The organism is Wolbachia endosymbiont (group A) of Lasioglossum fulvicorne (genome assembly GCF_964028605.1).
In the GTDB taxonomy this organism is placed as follows: domain Bacteria; phylum Pseudomonadota; class Alphaproteobacteria; order Rickettsiales; family Anaplasmataceae; genus Wolbachia.
The window spans coordinates 1,219,793-1,240,394 of the sequence record NZ_OZ034798.1; the positions used below are offsets into that span (position 1 = coordinate 1,219,793).

Genomic DNA, 20,602 nt, shown 5'->3' on the forward strand with positions numbered 1-20,602 from the left:
GATCCAGATTACAACTGAGCCCACAGTATGGTAAATTAAAATTACAATCACTACAAAAAGCCGTACTTGAATATAGTAAGAAAAAAGTGATTATCCTTATAAACATTTTGTAATCAGCAAAGCGATAGGATACTATGCACTTTTTTGCTAAGTTAAGCCATCTTTAATTGCTGTAGCCTTTACTTCATCGCTTCTTTAATATATTGTATTAACAATTTTATATAATATATTATGATTGCAAATATAAACACCGTTGCGCTTCAGGGAATTAGCACAGTAAATGTCAATGCACAAATTCATATGGCAAATGGTATAAATTGCATGGGGCAAACCTTGCGTATCTAATGCAATATGGCGTTTTATTCCTGAAATCTTTTTGCCTGCATCATAGCCTTTTTCTTCAGCAGTATCTGCATTTTTTACACTCTGTGCATCAATTATGCAGAAGCTGGTTTTTTCTTTCCGACCATTGTTTTGTCGGACCACGCCAACTATTTTTTTTTAACACCAGCTCCAGAACACTTTCTTTATCTGCATCTGGTTTTTCACTCCACTTCTTAAAATAGTCGTAACAATTGCGCCATTTTGGAAACTCTTTTGGTAGCATTCTCCACTGACAACCGCTTTTCAGAACGTATAAGAGCCTGTTCATAATCTTTTCAGAAGTAAGGCAGTGAAAGCCAGAACGACCATTTGTAGGCTAGTATTGAGTTTTCGCTCACAATTTTTCCACAATCTTCTACATTTTTCTAACCAAGCAAAAGATCGCTCCACAAACCATCTTTTGGGCAATACAACAAAGGAATGTAATTCATTTCTTTTTATCACTTCAACGGTTGCACCAATAATCGTTTTTATTTGAGTTGCAAAATTCTCTCCAGTATAGCCTGCATCAACCAGCACATTTTTAACTCCCGAGAGGTTTTCTTTTGCATTTTCGACCATTCTCACAGCACTGCTACGGTCAGTTATCTCTGCTGTTGTTATATAAATTGCATGGGGCAAACCTTGCGTATCTACTGCAATATGGCGTTTTATTCCTGAAATCTTTTTGCCTGCATCATAGCCTTTTTCTTCAGCAGTATCTGCATTTTTTACACTCTGTGCATCAATTATGCAGAAGCTGGTTTTTTCTTTCCGACCATTGTTTTGTCGGACCACGCCAACTATTTTTTTTTAACACCAGCTCCAGAACACTTTCTTTATCTGCATCTGGTTTTTCACTCCACTTCTTAAAATAGTCGTAACAATTGCGCCATTTTGGAAACTCTTTTGGTAGCATTCTCCACTGACAACCGCTTTTCAGAACGTATAACACTCCACAAAATACATCATACAAATCAAGTTTCCTTGGTTTTGTTTTTTTTCTACAGTACTCTAGATCTGGTAACATAATCTCAAATCTTTCCCGACTTATATCACTTGGGTATAAACTCCTCATATATCCTAACTTATATATATTATCTCTTAGTTTATTCCTTTCTTGAGATCATGTACAGGTTCTAACACTCCACAAAATACATCATACAAATCAAGTTTTCTTGGTTTTGTTTTTTTTCTACAGGACTCTAGATCTGGTAACATAATCTCAAATCTTTCCCGACTTATATCACTTGGGTATAAACTCCTCATATATCCTAACTTATATATATTATCTCTTAGTTTATTCCTTTCTTGAGATCATGTACAGGTTCTCAGAAAAATTGGATTTACGCGCAAAAAAAGACATATGGATACAAGGAAAGAAACGAAGAAAAACGTGCTGAATTCTTAGAACCTGTACATGATCTCAAGAAAGGAATAAACTAAGAGATAATATATATAAGTTAGGATATATGAGGAGTTTATACCCAAGTGATATAAGTCGGGAAAGATTTGAGATTATGTTACCAGATCTAGAGTCCTGTAGAAAAAAAACAAAACCAAGGAAACTTGATTTGTATGATGTATTTTGTGGAGTGTTATACGTTCTGAAAAGCGGTTGTCAGTGGAGAATGCTACCAAAAGAGTTTCCAAAATGGCGCAATTGTTACGACTATTTTAAGAAGTGGAGTGAAAAACCAGATGCAGATAAAGAAAGTGTTCTGGAGCTGGTGTTAAAAAAAAATAGTTGGCGTGGTCCGACAAAACAATGGTCGGAAAGAAAAAACCAGCTTCTGCATAATTGATGCACAGAGTGTAAAAAATGCAGATACTGCTGAAGAAAAAGGCTATGATGCAGGCAAAAAGATTTCAGGAATAAAACGCCATATTGCAGTAGATACGCAAGGTTTGCCCCATGCAATTTATATAACAACAGCAGAGATAACTGACCGTAGCAGTGCTGTGAGAATGGTCGAAAATGCAAAAGAAAACCTCTCGGGAGTTAAAAATGTACTGGTTGATGCAGGCTATACTGGAGAGAATTTTGCAACTCAAATAAAAACGATTATTGGTGCAACCGTTGAAGTGATAAAAAGAAATGAATTACATTCCTTTGTTGTATTGCCCAAAAGATGGGTTGTGGAGCGATCTTTTGCTTGGTTAGAAAAATGTAGAAGATTGTGGAAAAATTGTGAGCGAAAACTCAATACTAGCCTACAAATGGTCGTTCTGGCTTTCACTGCCTTACTTCTGAAAAGATTATGAACAGGCTCTTAGAACCTGTACATGATCTCAAGAAAGGAATAAACTAAGAGATAATATATATAAGTTAGGATATATGAGGAGTTTATACCCAAGTGATATAAGTCGGGAAAGATTTGAGATTATGTTACCAGATCTAGAGTCCTGTAGAAAAAAAACAAAACCAAGAAAACTTGATTTGTATGATGTATTTTGTGGAGTGTTATACGTTCTGAAAAGCGGTTGTCAGTGGAGAATGCTACCAAAAGAGTTTCCAAAATGGCGCAATTGTTACGACTATTTTAAGAAGTGGAGTGAAAAACCAGATGCAGATAAAGAAAGTGTTCTGGAGCTGGTGTTAAAAAAAAATAGTTGGCGTGGTCCGACAAAACAATGGTCGGAAAGAAAAAACCAGCTTCTGCATAATTGATGCACAGAGTGTAAAAAATGCAGATACTGCTGAAGAAAAAGGCTATGATGCAGGCAAAAAGATTTCAGGAATAAAACGCCATATTGCATTAGATACGCAAGGTTTGCCCCATGCAATTTATATAACAACAGCAGAGATAACTGACCGTAGCAGTGCTGTGAGAATGGTCGAAAATGCAAAAGAAAACCTCTCGGGAGTTAAAAATGTACTGGTTGATGCAGGCTATACTGGAGAGAATTTTGCAACTCAAATAAAAACGATTATTGGTGCAACCGTTGAAGTGATAAAAAGAAATGAATTACATTCCTTTGTTGTATTGCCCAAAAGATGGGTTGTGGAGCGATCTTTTGCTTGGTTAGAAAAATGTAGAAGATTGTGGAAAAATTGTGAGCGAAAACTCAATACTAGCCTACAAATGGTCGTTCTGGCTTTCACTGCCTTACTTCTGAAAAGATTATGAACAGGCTCTTAAAAATTATAGCAACAAAAGAACCAGAAAACTTAGTTTATATAGATGAGTCTGGCATTGATAACACAGAGGACTATCCATATGGGTATTGCCAGAAAGGACAGCGGTTTTATGGCCTAAAATCTGGAAAGAAAACTCAACGAATCAGTATGGTTGCAGCCTTAAGTAGAAGAAAGATAGTTGCTCCATTAACCTTTGAAGGCCACTGTAATATGGATGTTTTTAATGGATGGTTTGAGCAATTTTTGACACCGATCTTGGAACCTGGACAGACTGTCATTCTTGACAATGCTACTTTTCATAAGTCTGGTAAGATTATCGAGCTTGCTAGAGGAGTTGGTGCAGAAATTTTGTATCTGCCGCCGTATTCTCCAGATTTCAACAAAATTGAGCATCATTGGTTTGCTATAAAAAACAGAGCTAGGAAAAACATTCCTCTATTCGAATCCTTTCGTCGTGCTGTTGATTCTGCCTTCCTATGACCTGTTCGGACTATTATGAGAAATGCTATAATAGATGAAAGAAGATTTGAAGACACGAATTTAACTGAGAGTGATGAATATTATAAGCACGGAGTAGTGAAATTCTTTGGCTCAACAGCGTTTGAAGGTGTAGTAAAAGAATATAAAAATAAAGTAGTTACGTTGTTTACTTCGCCTCCATACCAAATTTCTGCTGGAGATAAATATTCAATACTCGCAGGTTGCGATAAAACATTTCCAACTTGCAGAAGTAAGTTTAACAATACTGTAAATTTTCGTGGTGAACCCTATATACCAGGTTTTTATATTGTTTAGCAGTACAATTTTCAATATTATGAATAAGCATGGAAAGGTGGCTGAGTGGTCTAAAGCACACGCTTGGAAAGCGTGCACATATGAAAATATGTCGGGGGTTCGAATCCCCCCTTTTCCGTATGTTACTTCTAGAATAGTATAAAACCCCCGGTCGCGCACACAACTGTACAAACATTGTAATATGGTACAATGTTACAACGATGTCATTCCATTCTGGGATGGCTTTGTTGCATCGCACCTTATGCAGTAGTAATTTACGATAAATTCATGTAGCCATTTCGAATTTAGCCATACCAATATCAGTGAATTTATTGAGCAAATAGCATTTGATTAGCAGTTCTTTTTCTCGATTTATCTCAGAACCTGTACATGATCTCAAGAAAGGAATAAACTAAGAGATAATATATATAAGTTAGGATATATGAGGAGTTTATACCCAAGTGATATAAGTCGGGAAAGATTTGAGATTATGTTACCAGATCTAGAGTCCTGTAGAAAAAAAACAAAACCAAGGAAACTTGATTTGTATGATGTATTTTGTGGAGTGTTATACGTTCTGAAAAGCGGTTGTCAGTGGAGAATGCTACCAAAAGAGTTTCCAAAATGGCGCAATTGTTACGACTATTTTAAGAAGTGGAGTGAAAAACCAGATGCAGATAAAGAAAGTGTTCTGGAGCTGGTGTTAAAAAAAAATAGTTGGCGTGGTCCGACAAAACAATGGTCGGAAAGAAAAAACCAGCTTCTGCATAATTGATGCACAGAGTGTAAAAAATGCAGATACTGCTGAAGAAAAAGGCTATGATGCAGGCAAAAAGATTTCAGGAATAAAACGCCATATTGCAGTAGATACGCAAGGTTTGCCCCATGCAATTTATATAACAACAGCAGAGATAACTGACCGTAGCAGTGCTGTGAGAATGGTCGAAAATGCAAAAGAAAACCTCTCGGGAGTTAAAAATGTACTGGTTGATGCAGGCTATACTGGAGAGAATTTTGCAACTCAAATAAAAACGATTATTGGTGCAACCGTTGAAGTGATAAAAAGAAATGAATTACATTCCTTTGTTGTATTGCCCAAAAGATGGGTTGTGGAGCGATCTTTTGCTTGGTTAGAAAAATGTAGAAGATTGTGGAAAAATTGTGAGCGAAAACTCAATACTAGCCTACAAATGGTCGTTCTGGCTTTCACTGCCTTACTTCTGAAAAGATTATGAACAGGCTCTAAGAATATACATTATCTCACATAATAATATAATATTTCGTTCATAAATCAACGTTTTTAACATGCAGCAAGAACATTTCCGTTGTAATTAAGGTTCTTAAGATGTACATTAATGAATCTTGTTTTCAATAAATAATGAAAGTAATAATTGTCATGATAATGTTATTGTGTAGCAGTTACACAATGGCAAGCGAGAGAATAAGTCTAGTGGATAAAAAACTATCTCAAGGGTATGTAGCTCCAGTGCTTACAGAAAATAGCGTTATTTTATCAGACAAGCACAGTGCTTTATATTCCTTTGATATTGATAACTCAAAGGCTATGAATTGGAAATTACACCTCTCACATAGGAAAAAAATTGGTAACATGAGCCTATCACATTATGAAAAAAATGTTTTCTTTATAGTGGATAACACTTTACACGCAATAGACGCAAAAACTGGCAAGATTGAGTGGGAAAAAGAATTGAGAGCTCCAGTAAGAGGGAAAGCAGCAGTAATAAATAATAAATTGGTAGTATTGACTATTGATAATTATCTGTACGTGTTTGATATAAAAGATGGCAGCTCCGTTTGGACTTATCAAAACGGTATCAATGAGGTTCGAGGTTTGTATTCCATATCGCCAGCAATTTCTAACGATAAAATAATAGCGCCATTTTCAAATGGTGAGTTAATAGCTTTTAATGAAGACGGTAAAAAATTGTGGAGCCAAAAATTGGCTACAAACTTTTTGGATACACAGCTCACAGATGTAACTACTACACCGAGAGTGCTTGGCGATACTTTAATAGCTACAAACAATTCTTATATTTATGGTATTGACGTAAAATCAGGAAATATTTTATGGTCAAAGTCACTGCAAGTAAAAAGTGTATCAGACATTGAATCATATTACAGTCCTCTTATTCCTCCAAAGGAGCAAAAAGAAGGCGGAAGAATTTTTATAGTTACTAAAGACGATAAAATAATTGGCCTGGATATAAAAAATGGAGAAACAGTCTGGGCATCTGATTTAATAGAAAATACGCAATTGTTTGCTCCAATTATGCATGCCCATACACTGTGGGTGACAAGCAATAAAAGTTCAATGTTTGCTTTTCCGGGATCTGAAAGTGCAGGAAAGGTAGTCAAAGTACCTGGTAATGTGTTTCACACTCCAGTGTTTACTCACGATAAAATATATGTAACAACTGAGGGAAAAGGTGTTTATTCTTTAGAAAATAGGTTTGTTCTTTATGACTGATTATGACCTGATTGTTATAGGTGGTGGTCCAGGTGGTTATAAGTGTGCTATCGCTGCTGCAAAACTTGGATTGAAAGTTGCCTGCATAGATAAAAATAGCATTTTTGGTGGTACGTGCCTGCGGGTTGGGTGCATACCCTCCAAAGCATTGCTCCATTCTTCCTATCAGTATGCTCACACGAAAAATGATCTGTCAAAGCTTGGCATAAAAATTAAGGACGCAAGTTTCGACTTAAAAGAAATGCTAGGCTATAAGGATGCCAGAGTTCAGGAACTTGGAAAAGGTATAGAATATCTGTTTAACCTTCACAAAATCACTAAAATCAATGGGCCTGGGAAAATTACTTCTTTTGACCAAGGTAATCTTGAAGTTTCAGTTGAAGGTAAGGTGCTGAAGACAAAAAATATAGTAATTGCAACCGGTTCTGACGTTATTTCTTTGCCAGGAATTAATATCGATGAGAAAAGTATTATTTCATCAACTGGTGCATTATCTTTAACTGAAGTACCAAAAAAACTTGTCGTAATCGGAGCCGGGGCAATAGGGCTTGAAATGTCTTCTGTATGGAGGAGGCTAGGGTCTGAAGTCACTGTAGTAGAATTTTTTGATAGAATCGCTGCAGCAATGGATGGAGAATTAAGTAAGTCTCTACTTTCTAGTCTACAAAAACAAGGAATAAAATTTTTACTTAGCACTAAAGTTGAGGAGATAAAACAAAGTAGTAATTCTTTGAGTGTGAAAGTTTGCTCTGTAAAAGATAATCAAACAAACACTATAGAGGCGGATAAGGTATTGGTGGCAGCAGGGCGCAAACCATGCACTGAGGGTTTTGGTATTGATGAAAAAATAGAAAAAGATAATCGCGGTTTCGTTCAAGTTAACAACAGATATGAAACTAATGTAAAAGGAATATTTGCTATTGGTGATGTGATTGGTGGAGCAATGCTTGCTCATAAAGCAGAGGAAGAAGGAGTGGCAGTTGCAGAGATAATAGCAGGACAGTCACCTCACATTGATTATGAAATCATACCATCTGTCATTTACACTCACCCTGCGGTTTCTTCGATCGGTAAAGCCGAAGAGGAACTCAAAAATGCTGGCCATAAGTACAAAGTTGGTAAATGTCAATTTGCTGCAAACGGCAGAGCAAAAATAACTGATGATGCTGAAGGATTCGTGAAAGTGCTGACTTGTAGCAGAGCAGATACAATACTAGGTGTGCATATCATAGGGGCATACGCTGATACGCTAATCAACGAAGCAGCAGTTGCAATGGCATATGGCGCAGCAGCAGAGGATATATACAGAATTTGTCACTCTCATCCTGATATAAATGAAGCCTTTCGAGATGCGTGCATCGATGCTTTCTTTAAAAAATAATTGTGGACCTCGGTTCAATCATTGAAAAATGGTATGAGTGGCTGAGGTGCAACAGATCTTATTCACCAAACACTTTAGAGTCATACATGAGGGACTTGAAGGATCTTATAAGTTTCCTAAATACTCACATTGGCGGAGAAGTAAATGTTGGTACTCTGAAAAATTTAAGCATACCTGAGTTAAGAAGTTGGCTTACCTCTCGTTACGCAAGAGGTGTGAATGCAAGATCTAACGCTCGTGCATTATCAGTAATCAGAAATTTCTTCAAGTACATAAAAAACAACCACAATATAGACAATGAAGCTGTATTTTCCTTATCAAGGCCAATTCAGAGAAGAACTCTGCCCAAAGCATTATCAATACCTGATATAAAAACTTTAGTAGACTTTTTCTTACATAACCACTATTTACACGGGGCTCACTCTTCTTTGTCATTCCAGTGCTTGACACTGGAATCCAGAAAAAAAGAAGAATGGATCCCAGTGTCAAGCACTGGGATGACAGGAGGCAACGCAAAAACTTTGGTGAAAGAAATGAAATCATCTGACTTGAGCGAACCTTGGGTGGTAAAAAGAGAAATTGCGATTATTGTCCTGCTATATGGTGCAGGCCTAAGAATCAGTGAAGCGTTGAACCTTAGGGTTAGTGATATTAACAATGAAAGTGTAATAGTATAGCATTTCTTATAATAGTCCGAACAGGTCATAGGAAGGCAGAATCAACAGCACGACGAAAGGATTCGAATAGAGGAATGTTTTTCCTAGCTCTGTTTTTTATAGCAAACCAATGATGCTCAATTTTGTTGAAATCTGGAGAATACGGCGGCAGATACAAAATTTCTGCACCAACTCCTCTAGCAAGCTCGATAATCTTACCAGACTTATGAAAAGTAGCATTGTCAAGAATGACAGTCTGTCCAGGTTCCAAGATCGGTGTCAAAAATTGCTCAAACCATCCATTAAAAACATCCATATTACAGTGGCCTTCAAAGGTTAATGGAGCAACTATCTTTCTTCTACTTAAGGCTGCAACCATACTGATTCGTTGAGTTTTCTTTCCAGATTTTAGGCCATAAAACCGCTGTCCTTTCTGGCAATACCCATATGGATAGTCCTCTGTGTTATCAATGCCAGACTCATCTATATAAACTAAGTTTTCTGGTTCTTTTGTTGCTATAATTTTTAAGAATTCAGCACGTTTTTCTTCGTTTCTTTCCTTGTATCCATATGTCTTTTTTTGCGCGTAAATCCAATTTTTCTGAGAGCTCGGTGGATCGTTTGGATACTAACGTTGCCCCAAAGTTTAGCCATTTCCGACAGAGTCTTTCCTCCGTTTTCTCTGGCAAATTTAGCAAAGGCATCCCAGTCGGTAATTTTGTGATTGTAACCTCCATTTCCAAGTTTTTTTGATTGAAAGTCTCCTGTTTCTTTTCTTCTTTGCTGCCACTCCCATAAAGTAGTTCGTCCAATTTTAAATCTTGCTGCCACTGTTTCTCTGCTTCCTCCCTCCTCTAGCGCTTCCATTGCTTTTTTCCTTAAGTCATAACTATATGCTGCTGGCACTCAACCTCCTTATCATCGTCTATCCTTATCTTATCACATCCGGACTTCTATGAAAAGAGCTATAACAGGTAAGGGAGATAAACAAAGGCAGGTATTCATTCTTCCGGTAGTAAAAAAATGTATACAGGAATATGTAAAAGCCTGTCCTTATCTTGGCATTAATGATGAAGCACAACATCTTTTTGTGGGAGTAAGAGGAAAAAAATTGGGAAGAACTTATGTGGCTAATCGTTTGCAGAAAATAAGGAGAATGTTAAATTTACCAGAAATTTTATCTCCACATGCATTTCGTCATAGTTTTGCTACTCATTTGCTTCAGGAAGATATTGACATAAGATCAATACAACAACTGCTTGGCCATTCAAGCCTTGAAACCACTCAAATTTATACTCACCTCAATTATCAAGATGTTTTTAATATGTATAAGAATTTCCAACAGAGTTTGGAGAAGAAATCAAAACTTTAACTTCGTTCTAAACCACCAAGCTGAGTGCTTTCAACATCACTAAGTATTGTGTTTGCTTTATATAAACTACAACATCCTACTACAAGAAGAACCAGTGCAAGTGCTGCAAGACAAGCACCTATTACTGGATAATCTTCTATTACTAAACATGAATCAACAGCACATACTCCAAGCAATATAAAACGTGCAGAAGCGTAGTTGCTTAGTTTTCTACCAGAAGAAATTGCTCGTGAGGATTTTTCGTTTTTATTACTCAGACTTTTAGTACGGAGCAGTCTATTTTCTGATAAAAGCCTATCTCTTTCTTCCCTTACTTGTTTCAAATCTCTTTCTAATTGTGAAATTTTGCCAGTTTTATTCGTTAGCTCTTGCTCTTTAAACCCCTCAAAACCTTTTGGTATATTATTCGTATTTGCAGGAAATTTCTCATTTAAATAATTTGTAATAGATTCAATTGGATTATTAACATTCCTCAATGCAGCAGTAACAATTGTATAATTCATGAAGCAATTATCATCTACCAATTCTTTTACATCATCTAGATCTTTTCTATTAATAGTATCAGTTAATCGCTCTTTAATAGCTTGTTCAATTATTTGCTTCACCCATGGATTTCGCTCTATAGCTTGTATTGGCTTTATTTGACTAAAATCTAGGTCTTTATGTTCTAAAAGTTTAGTCAATACTTCTTCGTTATCTTGTGTTATTCCTTGTAAACATGATTTGATAATTAAGCTAAGTGGTGTTTCTATTTCTCCATTTTGGTTTCTTTTCCAGCAATTAGGGTTAAGTTCTTGATTTAATAGTCCTTTCGCTTGGTAAATATTTCCGCTAGAAAGAACATTTAACAACTGTTTTCCTTTTTGTGTTCTTTCTAATTCTAGTTTTATTGTATCCTCAAATCCTCTTGCAATACAATCTTTAGGATCTTTATCTTCACAATTTCTAACATCAGTTTTTATATCTGGGTGCGTGAGCAATATTTTTACTATATCTTTAGCTCCAACTTGGCAAGCAATATGTAAGGCAGTATTTCTTTGTATCTCGGATGTTCTTATCTGCTCCTTCACCCCATCATAGTACTCTTTCAAAATCTTGAAACCAGCATTTTCATCATGACGTCCTACCACATCATCAGTAGTAAACCATATAGGTTAATTATCATCATCATCTTTCGTTACTATCTTATTACTGTCAATGTACTTGAATTTATTAGCATTTATTGATCTCCATCCATCTCTTAGTGTAAAGTGCTTGGAACCCGAAGAATCATCACGTCCTATTTCTTTTCCAAGGTACAGAAAAACTTTACGATTTTGGCTGTCTTTCTTTTGCCTTTCCTTATAAACAGGTTGCTTACCTTGAACGTTAATTTTGATATTATTGTTCTGTATGAGTAATTTAGCCATTTTCTCTAGCACAGGTTGTTTATCATAGCTGGCATCACAGGCCCTAGCAATAGACATCAAAGGTGTCATGCCCTCCTCATCAAACGCATTAACATCCGCACCTCCTTCTATAGCCTGTCTAAAATCTTCTAGATTTTCGTCATCAATAGCCTTAAATAACTGTTTTGTTGATTCACTTAGCTGTCTTGAAGTTGTCGGATTTCGAGCTTGCGATGCCGTGTTATCACCACCTCCATAAGCTCCATAATATGCTACACTGTTTCTATAAGGCATACTAAACCCTCTTTATTAATGATTTACTAATATAATTATGTAAAAGAAAAGGAAAATTGCAAGCAATTTATCTAAAAACCTCAGACGACTCTAAAAACTTCTCTGCATCAAGTGCAGCCATGCACCCTGTTCCTGCTGCAACTACTGCCTGACGATATACCTTATCTTGAACATCACCTGCAGCAAACACCCCTGCCCTACTAGTTAAAGTTATTCCAGGTTTTGTAATTATATAACCCTGTTCATCCATTTCAACAAAGCCTTTAAAAATACCCGTATTTGGTGCGTGTCCGACTGCAATAAACACTCCATCCACTTTTAATTCTGTTGATTTAACTATAATACCAGTAACTTTTTTCGGATTTTCTTCTCCAAGAATCTGCTCCACGATATGGTTCCACATTACTTTTATTTTATCATTTTTAAAGAGCCTATCTTGCATTACTTTTTCCGCTCTCAATTTATCACGTCTGTGTATTAATATCACTTCTTTGGCAAATCGAGTTAAAAATATTGCTTCTTCAACAGCAGTGTTTCCACCACCGACCACAGCTACAACTTTATTCCTAAAAAATGCACCATCACAAGTTGCACATGCTGAAACTCCGTAACCTTGAAATTTCTTTTCACTTTCTAAACCAAGCCATTTTGCTTGCGCACCAGATGCAATTATAATTGCACCTGAATAGTAGTCATTAGTATTACCAGAAGATCTAAACCTATACTCATTAGAATCCTCAAGTTGTTCAACGCTTTTTATCTCATCATCTATTATTTTTGCTCCAACCTTTTCTGCATGCAATCTCATTTGCTCCATTAGTTCTGGACCCCGTATTGAAACAAAACCAGGATAGTTTTCAACATCTGTAGTAATTGTAAGCTGACCACCAGGCTGCATTCCCGTTACTACAATTGGATCTAAGTTTGCACGTGCTGCATATATAGCAGCAGCATAACCCGCTGCCCCAGATCCAATAATAAGAACTTTTGTACTAAATTTATAATTCTTCACTGTATGAGTTTAGATAATCAGCTACTCCTTCATCGCTTGCCTGCATTGCTGGCTTACCTTTTTTCCACCCTGCTGGACACACCTCACCATGCTCCTCATTATGTTTAATTGCATCAACGATTCTAACGAACTCATCGATATTACGCCCTAAAGGCAAATCATTTATCGATTGATGACGTACAATAAATTTATCATCAATAACGAAAGTTGCTCTCAGCGCAATTGAGTCATCATACAAGACCCCATAGTCTCTTGATATAGACTTTTTGATATCAGACACTAAAGTGTAGCTAACCTCTCCAATACCACCATCATTAACTGGAGTTTTTCGCCACTTACAATGTGAGAACTTTGAATCTACACTTACTCCTATAACTTCAACACCACGTTTTGAAAAATCCTCTATTTTATTACTAAATGATATCAACTCAGTTGGACAAACAAAGGTAAAATCAAGTGGATAGAAAAAAAGGACAGCATACTTATTTTTTATGCGCTTACTCAGACAGAAATCATCAACAATTTCTCCGCCAGAGAGAACAGCTGAAGCAGTAAAATCGATAGCAGATTTTGTTACAAGATTCATAATTGACCTATTCTTTTAAAACAACTCTAATTTTACATCTTGATGAACTTATATGCAAGTTTTCTTTAGTTCTAGCCCTATAAAAACTTCCTAAAATAGCTCTTCTTTTTTTACCGATAAGATATAGCTCTTTTCATAGAAGTCCGGATGTGATAAGATAAGGATAGACGATGATAAGGAGGTTGAGTGCCAGCAGCATATAGTTATGACTTAAGGAAAAAAGCAATGGAAGCGCTAGAGGAGGGAGGAAGCAGAGAAACAGTGGCAGCAAGATTTAAAATTGGACGAACTACTTTATGGGAGTGGCAGCAAAGAAGAAAAGAAACAGGAGACTTTCAATCAAAAAAACTTGGAAATGGAGGTTACAATCACAAAATTACCGACTGGGATGCCTTTGCTAAATTTGCCAGAGAAAACGGAGGAAAGACTCTTTCGGAAATGGCTAAACTTTGGGGCAACGTTAGTATCCAAACGATCCACCGAGCTCTCAGAACCTGTACATGATCTCAAGAAAGGAATAAACTAAGAGATAATATATATAAGTTAGGATATATGAGGAGTTTATACCCAAGTGATATAAGTCGGGAAAGATTTGAGATTATGTTACCAGATCTAGAGTCCTGTAGAAAAAAAACAAAACCAAGGAAACTTGATTTGTATGATGTATTTTGTGGAGTGTTATACGTTCTGAAAAGCGGTTGTCAGTGGAGAATGCTACCAAAAGAGTTTCCAAAATGGCGCAATTGTTACGACTATTTTAAGAAGTGGAGTGAAAAACCAGATGCAGATAAAGAAAGTGTTCTGGAGCTGGTGTTAAAAAAAAATAGTTGGCGTGGTCCGACAAAACAATGGTCGGAAAGAAAAAACCAGCTTCTGCATAATTGATGCACAGAGTGTAAAAAATGCAGATACTGCTGAAGAAAAAGGCTATGATGCAGGCAAAAAGATTTCAGGAATAAAACGCCATATTGCAGTAGATACGCAAGGTTTGCCCCATGCAATTTATATAACAACAGCAGAGATAACTGACCGTAGCAGTGCTGTGAGAATGGTCGAAAATGCAAAAGAAAACCTCTCGGGAGTTAAAAATGTACTGGTTGATGCAGGCTATACTGGAGAGAATTTTGCAACTCAAATAAAAACGATTATTGGTGCAACCGTTGAAGTGATAAAAAGAAATGAATTACATTCCTTTGTTGTATTGCCCAAAAGATGGGTTGTGGAGCGATCTTTTGCTTGGTTAGAAAAATGTAGAAGATTGTGGAAAAATTGTGAGCGAAAACTCAATACTAGCCTACAAATGGTCGTTCTGGCTTTCACTGCCTTACTTCTGAAAAGATTATGAACAGGCTCTAAGAATATACATTATCTCACATAATAATATAATATTTCGTTCATAAATCAACGTTTTTAACATGCAGCAAGAACATTTCCGTTGTAATTAAGGTTCTTAAGATGTACATTAATGAATCTTGTTTTCAATAAATAATGAAAGTAATAATTGTCATGATAATGTTATTGTGTAGCAGTTACACAATGGCAAGCGAGAGAATAAGTCTAGTGGATAAAAAACTATCTCAAGGGTATGTAGCTCCAGTGCTTACAGAAAATAGCGTTATTTTATCAGACAAGCACAGTGCTTTATATTCCTTTGATATTGATAACTCAAAGGCTATGAATTGGAAATTACACCTCTCACATAGGAAAAAAATTGGTAACATGAGCCTATCACATTATGAAAAAAATGTTTTCTTTATAGTGGATAACACTTTACACGCAATAGACGCAAAAACTGGCAAGATTGAGTGGGAAAAAGAATTGAGAGCTCCAGTAAGAGGGAAAGCAGCAGTAATAAATAATAAATTGGTAGTATTGACTATTGATAATTATCTGTACGTGTTTGATATAAAAGATGGCAGCTCCGTTTGGACTTATCAAAACGGTATCAATGAGGTTCGAGGTTTGTATTCCATATCGCCAGCAATTTCTAACGATAAAATAATAGCGCCATTTTCAAATGGTGAGTTAATAGCTTTTAATGAAGACGGTAAAAAATTGTGGAGCCAAAAATTGGCTACAAACTTTTTGGATACACAGCTCACAGATGTAACTACTACACCGAGAGTGCTTGGCGATACTTTAATAGCTACAAACAATTCTTATATTTATGGTATTGACGTAAAATCAGGAAATATTTTATGGTCAAAGTCACTGCAAGTAAAAAGTGTATCAGACATTGAATCATATTACAGTCCTCTTATTCCTCCAAAGGAGCAAAAAGAAGGCGGAAGAATTTTTATAGTTACTAAAGACGATAAAATAATTGGCCTGGATATAAAAAATGGAGAAACAGTCTGGGCATCTGATTTAATAGAAAATACGCAATTGTTTGCTCCAATTATGCATGCCCATACACTGTGGGTGACAAGCAATAAAAGTTCAATGTTTGCTTTTCCGGGATCTGAAAGTGCAGGAAAGGTAGTCAAAGTACCTGGTAATGTGTTTCACACTCCAGTGTTTACTCACGATAAAATATATGTAACAACTGAGGGAAAAGGTGTTTATTCTTTAGAAAATAGGTTTGTTCTTTATGACTGATTATGACCTGATTGTTATAGGTGGTGGTCCAGGTGGTTATAAGTGTGCTATCGCTGCTGCAAAACTTGGATTGAAAGTTGCCTGCATAGATAAAAATAGCATTTTTGGTGGTACGTGCCTGCGGGTTGGGTGCATACCCTCCAAAGCATTGCTCCATTCTTCCTATCAGTATGCTCACACGAAAAATGATCTGTCAAAGCTTGGCATAAAAATTAAGGACGCAAGTTTCGACTTAAAAGAAATGCTAGGCTATAAGGATGCCAGAGTTCAGGAACTTGGAAAAGGTATAGAATATCTGTTTAACCTTCACAAAATCACTAAAATCAATGGGCCTGGGAAAATTACTTCTTTTGACCAAGGTAATCTTGAAGTTTCAGTTGAAGGTAAGGTGCTGAAGACAAAAAATATAGTAATTGCAACCGGTTCTGACGTTATTTCTTTGCCAGGAATTAATATCGATGAGAAAAGTATTATTTCATCAACTGGTGCATTATCTTTAACTGAAGTACCAAAAAAACTTGTCGTAATCGGAGCCGGGGCAATAGGGCTTGAAATGTCTTCTGTATGGAGGAGGCTAGGGTCTGAAGTCACTGTAGTAGAATTTTTTGATAGAATCGCTGCAGCAATGGATGGAGAATTAAGTAAGTCTCTACTTTCTAGTCTACAAAAACAAGGAATAAAATTTTTACTTAGCACTAAAGTTGAGGAGATAAAACAAAGTAGTAATTCTTTGAGTGTGAAAGTTTGCTCTGTAAAAGATAATCAAACAAACACTATAGAGGCGGATAAGGTATTGGTGGCAGCAGGGCGCAAACCATGCACTGAGGGTTTTGGTATTGATGAAAAAATAGAAAAAGATAATCGCGGTTTCGTTCAAGTTAACAACAGATATGAAACTAATGTAAAAGGAATATTTGCTATTGGTGATGTGATTGGTGGAGCAATGCTTGCTCATAAAGCAGAGGAAGAAGGAGTGGCAGTTGCAGAGATAATAGCAGGACAGTCACCTCACATTGATTATGAAATCATACCATCTGTCATTTACACTCACCCTGCGGTTTCTTCGATCGGTAAAGCCGAAGAGGAACTCAAAAATGCTGGCCATAAGTACAAAGTTGGTAAATGTCAATTTGCTGCAAACGGCAGAGCAAAAATAACTGATGATGCTGAAGGATTCGTGAAAGTGCTGACTTGTAGCAGAGCAGATACAATACTAGGTGTGCATATCATAGGGGCATACGCTGATACGCTAATCAACGAAGCAGCAGTTGCAATGGCATATGGCGCAGCAGCAGAGGATATATACAGAATTTGTCACTCTCATCCTGATATAAATGAAGCCTTTCGAGATGCGTGCATCGATGCTTTCTTTAAAAAATAATTGTGGACCTCGGTTCAATCATTGAAAAATGGTATGAGTGGCTGAGGTGCAACAGATCTTATTCACCAAACACTTTAGAGTCATACATGAGGGACTTGAAGGATCTTATAAGTTTCCTAAATACTCACATTGGCGGAGAAGTAAATGTTGGTACTCTGAAAAATTTAAGCATACCTGAGTTAAGAAGTTGGCTTACCTCTCGTTACGCAAGAGGTGTGAATGCAAGATCTAACGCTCGTGCATTATCAGTAATCAGAAATTTCTTCAAGTACATAAAAAACAACCACAATATAGACAATGAAGCTGTATTTTCCTTATCAAGGCCAATTCAGAGAAGAACTCTGCCCAAAGCATTATCAATACCTGATATAAAAACTTTAGTAGACTTTTTCTTACATAACCACTATTTACACGGGGCTCACTCTTCTTTGTCATTCCAGTGCTTGACACTGGAATCCAGAAAAAAAGAAGAATGGATCCCAGTGTCAAGCACTGGGATGACAGGAGGCAACGCAAAAACTTTGGTGAAAGAAATGAAATCATCTGACTTGAGCGAACCTTGGGTGGTAAAAAGAGAAATTGCGATTATTGTCCTGCTATATGGTGCAGGCCTAAGAATCAGTGAAGCGTTGAACCTTAGGGTTAGTGATATTAACAATGAAAGTGTAATAGTATAGCATTTCTTATAATAGTCCGAACAGGTCATAGGAAGGCAGAATCAACAGCACGACGAAAGGATTCGAATAGAGGAATGTTTTTCCTAGCTCTGTTTTTTATAGCAAACCAATGATGCTCAATTTTGTTGAAATCTGGAGAATACGGCGGCAGATACAAAATTTCTGCACCAACTCCTCTAGCAAGCTCGATAATCTTACCAGACTTATGAAAAGTAGCATTGTCAAGAATGACAGTCTGTCCAGGTTCCAAGATCGGTGTCAAAAATTGCTCAAACCATCCATTAAAAACATCCATATTACAGTGGCCTTCAAAGGTTAATGGAGCAACTATCTTTCTTCTACTTAAGGCTGCAACCATACTGATTCGTTGAGTTTTCTTTCCAGATTTTAGGCCATAAAACCGCTGTCCTTTCTGGCAATACCCATATGGATAGTCCTCTGTGTTATCAATGCCAGACTCATCTATATAAACTAAGTTTTCTGGTTCTTTTGTTGCTATAATTTTTAAGAATTCAGCACGTTTTTCTTCGTTTCTTTCCTTGTATCCATATGTCTTTTTTTGCGCGTAAATCCAATTTTTCTGAGAGCTCGGTGGATCGTTTGGATACTAACGTTGCCCCAAAGTTTAGCCATTTCCGACAGAGTCTTTCCTCCGTTTTCTCTGGCAAATTTAGCAAAGGCATCCCAGTCGGTAATTTTGTGATTGTAACCTCCATTTCCAAGTTTTTTTGATTGAAAGTCTCCTGTTTCTTTTCTTCTTTGCTGCCACTCCCATAAAGTAGTTCGTCCAATTTTAAATCTTGCTGCCACTGTTTCTCTGCTTCCTCCCTCCTCTAGCGCTTCCATTGCTTTTTTCCTTAAGTCATAACTATATGCTGCTGGCACTCAACCTCCTTATCATCGTCTATCCTTATCTTATCACATCCGGACTTCTATGAAAAGAGCTATAACAGGTAAGGGAGATAAACAAAGGCAGGTATTCATTCTTCCGGTAGTAAAAAAATGTATACAGGAATATGTAAAAGCCTGTCCTTATCTTGGCATTAATGATGAAGCACAACATCTTTTTGTGGGAGTAAGAGGAAAAAAATTGGGAAGAACTTATGTGGCTAATCGTTTGCAGAAAATAAGGAGAATGTTAAATTTACCAGAAATTTTATCTCCACATGCATTTCGTCATAGTTTTGCTACTCATTTGCTTCAGGAAGATATTGACATAAGATCAATACAACAACTGCTTGGCCATTCAAGCCTTGAAACCACTCAAATTTATACTCACCTCAATTATCAAGATGTTTTTAATATGTATAAGAATTTCCAACAGAGTTTGGAGAAGAAATCAAAACTTTAACTTCGTTCTAAACCACCAAGCTGAGTGCTTTCAACATCACTAAGTATTGTGTTTGCTTTATATAAACTACAACATCCTACTACAAGAAGAACCAGTGCAAGTGCTGCAAGACAAGCACCTATTACTGGATAATCTTCTATTACTAAACATGAATCAACAGCACATACTCCAAGCAATATAAAACGTGCAGAAGCGTAGTTGCTTAGTTTTCTACCAGAAGAAATTGCTCGTGAGGATTTTTCGTTTTTATTACTCAGACTTTTAGTACGGAGCAGTCTATTTTCTGATAAAAGCCTATCTCTTTCTTCCCTTACTTGTTTCAAATCTCTTTCTAATTGTGAAATTTTGCCAGTTTTATTCGTTAGCTCTTGCTCTTTAAACCCCTCAAAACCTTTTGGTATATTATTCGTATTTGCAGGAAATTTCTCATTTAAATAATTTGTAATAGATTCAATTGGATTATTAACATTCCTCAATGCAGCAGTAACAATTGTATAATTCATGAAGCAATTATCATCTACCAATTCTTTTACATCATCTAGATCTTTTCTATTAATAGTATCAGTTAATCGCTCTTTAATAGCTTGTTCAATTATTTGCTTCACCCATGGATTTCGCTCTATAGCTTGTATTGGCTTTATTTGACTAAAATCTAGGTCTTTATGTTCTAAAAGTTTAGTCAATACTTCTTCGTTATCTTGTGTTATTCCTTGTAAACATGATTTGATAATTAAGCTAAGTGGTGTTTCTATTTCTCCATTTTGGTTTCTTTTCCAGCAATTAGGGTTAAGTTCTTGATTTAATAGTCCTTTCGCTTGGTAAATATTTCCGCTAGAAAGAACATTTAACAACTGTTTTCCTTTTTGTGTTCTTTCTAATTCTAGTTTTATTGTATCCTCAAATCCTCTTGCAATACAATCTTTAGGATCTTTATCTTCACAATTTCTAACATCAGTTTTTATATCTGGGTGCGTGAGCAATATTTTTACTATATCTTTAGCTCCAACTTGGCAAGCAATATGTAAGGCAGTATTTCTTTGTATCTCGGATGTTCTTATCTGCTCCTTCACCCCATCATAGTACTCTTTCAAAATCTTGAAACCAGCATTTTCATCATGACGTCCTACCACATCATCAGT

Annotated in this window: 16 protein-coding genes, 1 tRNA gene and 12 pseudogenes; 19 read left to right on the top strand and 10 right to left on the bottom strand. The window is 36.4% G+C overall.

The annotated features are described in order from the left end of the window. Positions 1–315: 315 nt before the first annotated feature. From ABWU71_RS06800 to ABWU71_RS06810, 3 genes and pseudogenes are all read right to left on the bottom strand, one after another. Positions 316–643, bottom strand: a pseudogene (locus ABWU71_RS06800) (transposase); the annotation flags it as partial. 5 nt (positions 644–648) lie between these two features. Further along, positions 649–1,441, bottom strand: a protein-coding gene (locus tag ABWU71_RS06805) for an IS5 family transposase (protein WP_353284353.1) whose coding sequence is annotated in 2 segments (ribosomal slippage) — positions 649–1,176 and positions 1,178–1,441 — 792 coding nt in all. Because the reading frame shifts where the segments join, the coding sequence is not laid out codon by codon here. 62 nt (positions 1,442–1,503) lie between these two features. Beyond that, positions 1,504–1,632: pseudogene (locus tag ABWU71_RS06810) on the bottom strand (IS5/IS1182 family transposase); the annotation flags it as partial. A gap of 55 nt (positions 1,633–1,687) precedes the next feature. On the opposite strand from ABWU71_RS06810, the pseudogene ABWU71_RS08090 reads away from it, so the two are divergent. From ABWU71_RS08090 to ABWU71_RS08100, 11 genes and pseudogenes are all read left to right on the top strand, one after another. After that, positions 1,688–1,776: pseudogene (locus ABWU71_RS08090) on the top strand (IS630 family transposase); the annotation flags it as partial. A gap of 59 nt (positions 1,777–1,835) precedes the next feature. Further along, a protein-coding gene (locus tag ABWU71_RS06815; RefSeq protein ID WP_265023453.1) for an IS5 family transposase occupies positions 1,836–2,628 on the top strand; the annotation gives its coding sequence in 2 pieces (ribosomal slippage) (positions 1,836–2,099 and positions 2,101–2,628; 792 coding nt in all). Positions 2,629–2,701: 73 nt separating this feature from the next. After that, a protein-coding gene (locus ABWU71_RS06820; protein ID WP_353284354.1) for an IS5 family transposase occupies positions 2,702–3,494 on the top strand; the annotation gives its coding sequence in 2 pieces (ribosomal slippage) (positions 2,702–2,965 and positions 2,967–3,494; 792 coding nt in all). 5 nt (positions 3,495–3,499) lie between these two features. Further along, positions 3,500–3,985: pseudogene (locus ABWU71_RS06825) on the top strand (IS630 family transposase); the annotation flags it as partial. Positions 3,986–4,012: 27 nt separating this feature from the next. Continuing rightward, positions 4,013–4,300: pseudogene (locus tag ABWU71_RS06830) on the top strand (phage BR0599 family protein); the annotation flags it as partial. A 31-nt stretch (positions 4,301–4,331) separates the two neighbouring features. Then, positions 4,332–4,418: transfer RNA gene (locus ABWU71_RS06835), tRNA-Ser, on the top strand. A 303-nt stretch (positions 4,419–4,721) separates the two neighbouring features. Then, a protein-coding gene (locus ABWU71_RS06840; protein WP_265023453.1) for an IS5 family transposase occupies positions 4,722–5,514 on the top strand; the annotation gives its coding sequence in 2 pieces (ribosomal slippage) (positions 4,722–4,985 and positions 4,987–5,514; 792 coding nt in all). A 143-nt stretch (positions 5,515–5,657) separates the two neighbouring features. Beyond that, a complete protein-coding gene (locus ABWU71_RS06845; protein WP_353284355.1) occupies positions 5,658–6,767 on the top strand; it encodes a PQQ-binding-like beta-propeller repeat protein in 1,110 nt (369 codons plus the stop codon). After that, positions 6,760–8,148: a dihydrolipoyl dehydrogenase gene (lpdA, locus tag ABWU71_RS06850; RefSeq protein ID WP_353284356.1), complete on the top strand. Its 1,389-nt coding sequence runs from the start codon at positions 6,760–6,762 to the stop codon at positions 8,146–8,148. The genes ABWU71_RS06845 and lpdA (ABWU71_RS06850) overlap by 8 nt, the downstream gene beginning before the upstream one ends. A 2-nt stretch (positions 8,149–8,150) precedes the next feature. Beyond that, a pseudogene (locus tag ABWU71_RS08095) lies at positions 8,151–8,510 on the top strand (site-specific integrase); the annotation flags it as partial. A 144-nt stretch (positions 8,511–8,654) separates the two neighbouring features. Then, a pseudogene (locus tag ABWU71_RS08100) lies at positions 8,655–8,822 on the top strand (tyrosine recombinase XerC); the annotation flags it as partial. A gap of 28 nt (positions 8,823–8,850) precedes the next feature. Here ABWU71_RS08100 and ABWU71_RS06860 read toward each other — a convergent pair. Next, a protein-coding gene (locus ABWU71_RS06860) for an IS630 family transposase (protein ID WP_353284076.1) occupies positions 8,851–9,710 on the bottom strand; the annotation gives its coding sequence in 2 pieces (ribosomal slippage) (positions 8,851–9,386 and positions 9,386–9,710; 861 coding nt in all). Between the two features lie 61 nt (positions 9,711–9,771). Between ABWU71_RS06860 and ABWU71_RS06865 the strand changes: the two are divergent. Continuing rightward, positions 9,772–10,176 (top strand): annotated as a pseudogene (locus ABWU71_RS06865) (tyrosine-type recombinase/integrase); the annotation flags it as partial. On the opposite strand, the gene ABWU71_RS06870 reads toward ABWU71_RS06865, so the two are convergent. The 4 genes from ABWU71_RS06870 to ABWU71_RS06885 all read right to left on the bottom strand — a co-directional run bounded on the left by ABWU71_RS06870 (position 10,173) and on the right by ABWU71_RS06885 (position 13,456). After that, positions 10,173–11,306: an ankyrin repeat domain-containing protein gene (locus ABWU71_RS06870; protein ID WP_353284357.1), complete on the bottom strand. Its 1,134-nt coding sequence runs from the start codon at positions 11,304–11,306 to the stop codon at positions 10,173–10,175. The pseudogene ABWU71_RS06865 and the gene ABWU71_RS06870 overlap by 4 nt on opposite strands. Before the next feature lie 24 nt (positions 11,307–11,330). Continuing rightward, positions 11,331–11,858 (bottom strand): hypothetical protein, encoded by a 528-nt coding sequence (locus ABWU71_RS06875; RefSeq protein ID WP_353284358.1) that lies wholly within the window; start codon positions 11,856–11,858, stop codon positions 11,331–11,333. 67 nt (positions 11,859–11,925) lie between these two features. Continuing rightward, on the bottom strand, positions 11,926–12,870 hold the full coding sequence (gene trxB, locus ABWU71_RS06880; RefSeq protein WP_353284359.1) for a thioredoxin-disulfide reductase: 945 nt from the start codon (positions 12,868–12,870) through the stop codon (positions 11,926–11,928). Beyond that, on the bottom strand, positions 12,857–13,456 hold the full coding sequence (locus ABWU71_RS06885) for a peroxiredoxin (protein WP_353284360.1): 600 nt from the start codon (positions 13,454–13,456) through the stop codon (positions 12,857–12,859). The genes trxB and ABWU71_RS06885 overlap by 14 nt, the downstream gene beginning before the upstream one ends. A 186-nt stretch (positions 13,457–13,642) precedes the next feature. Here ABWU71_RS06885 and ABWU71_RS06890 point away from each other — a divergent pair. The 6 genes and pseudogenes from ABWU71_RS06890 to ABWU71_RS08110 form a co-directional block, all read left to right on the top strand. Then, positions 13,643–13,948 (top strand): annotated as a pseudogene (locus ABWU71_RS06890) (IS630 transposase-related protein); the annotation flags it as partial. A 60-nt stretch (positions 13,949–14,008) separates the two neighbouring features. Continuing rightward, positions 14,009–14,801, top strand: a protein-coding gene (locus ABWU71_RS06895) for an IS5 family transposase (RefSeq protein ID WP_265023453.1) whose coding sequence is annotated in 2 segments (ribosomal slippage) — positions 14,009–14,272 and positions 14,274–14,801 — 792 coding nt in all. Because the reading frame shifts where the segments join, the coding sequence is not laid out codon by codon here. A 143-nt stretch (positions 14,802–14,944) separates the two neighbouring features. Then, complete coding sequence (locus tag ABWU71_RS06900; RefSeq protein WP_353284355.1) at positions 14,945–16,054, top strand: PQQ-binding-like beta-propeller repeat protein; 1,110 nt, start codon at positions 14,945–14,947, stop codon at positions 16,052–16,054. After that, positions 16,047–17,435 (top strand): dihydrolipoyl dehydrogenase, encoded by a 1,389-nt coding sequence (gene lpdA / locus ABWU71_RS06905; protein ID WP_353284356.1) that lies wholly within the window; start codon positions 16,047–16,049, stop codon positions 17,433–17,435. The genes ABWU71_RS06900 and lpdA (ABWU71_RS06905) overlap by 8 nt, the downstream gene beginning before the upstream one ends. Before the next feature lie 2 nt (positions 17,436–17,437). Beyond that, positions 17,438–17,797 (top strand): annotated as a pseudogene (locus ABWU71_RS08105) (site-specific integrase); the annotation flags it as partial. Between the two features lie 144 nt (positions 17,798–17,941). Further along, a pseudogene (locus ABWU71_RS08110) lies at positions 17,942–18,109 on the top strand (tyrosine recombinase XerC); the annotation flags it as partial. Positions 18,110–18,137: 28 nt separating this feature from the next. Here ABWU71_RS08110 and ABWU71_RS06915 read toward each other — a convergent pair. Then, positions 18,138–18,997 (bottom strand): IS630 family transposase gene (locus tag ABWU71_RS06915; RefSeq protein ID WP_353284076.1). Its coding sequence is split into 2 segments (ribosomal slippage): positions 18,138–18,673 and positions 18,673–18,997, totalling 861 coding nucleotides; the frame shifts between segments, so codons are not numbered across the junction. A 61-nt stretch (positions 18,998–19,058) separates the two neighbouring features. On the opposite strand from ABWU71_RS06915, the pseudogene ABWU71_RS06920 reads away from it, so the two are divergent. Continuing rightward, positions 19,059–19,463: pseudogene (locus tag ABWU71_RS06920) on the top strand (tyrosine-type recombinase/integrase); the annotation flags it as partial. On the opposite strand, the gene ABWU71_RS06925 reads toward ABWU71_RS06920, so the two are convergent. Further along, positions 19,460–20,593: an ankyrin repeat domain-containing protein gene (locus ABWU71_RS06925; protein ID WP_353284357.1), complete on the bottom strand. Its 1,134-nt coding sequence runs from the start codon at positions 20,591–20,593 to the stop codon at positions 19,460–19,462. The pseudogene ABWU71_RS06920 and the gene ABWU71_RS06925 sit on opposite strands and share 4 nt — an antisense overlap. Positions 20,594–20,602 lie beyond the last annotated feature (9 nt).

Coding starts and splice junctions, on each gene's coding strand:
- ABWU71_RS06845 (WP_353284355.1), top strand. CDS start 5,658: ATGAAAGTAATAATTGTCATGATAATGTTATTGTGTAGCAGTTACACA.
- lpdA (WP_353284356.1), top strand. CDS start 6,760: ATGACTGATTATGACCTGATTGTTATAGGTGGTGGTCCAGGTGGTTAT.
- ABWU71_RS06875 (WP_353284358.1), bottom strand. CDS start 11,858: ATGCCTTATAGAAACAGTGTAGCATATTATGGAGCTTATGGAGGTGGT.
- ABWU71_RS06885 (WP_353284360.1), bottom strand. CDS start 13,456: ATGAATCTTGTAACAAAATCTGCTATCGATTTTACTGCTTCAGCTGTT.
- ABWU71_RS06900 (WP_353284355.1), top strand. CDS start 14,945: ATGAAAGTAATAATTGTCATGATAATGTTATTGTGTAGCAGTTACACA.
- lpdA (WP_353284356.1), top strand. CDS start 16,047: ATGACTGATTATGACCTGATTGTTATAGGTGGTGGTCCAGGTGGTTAT.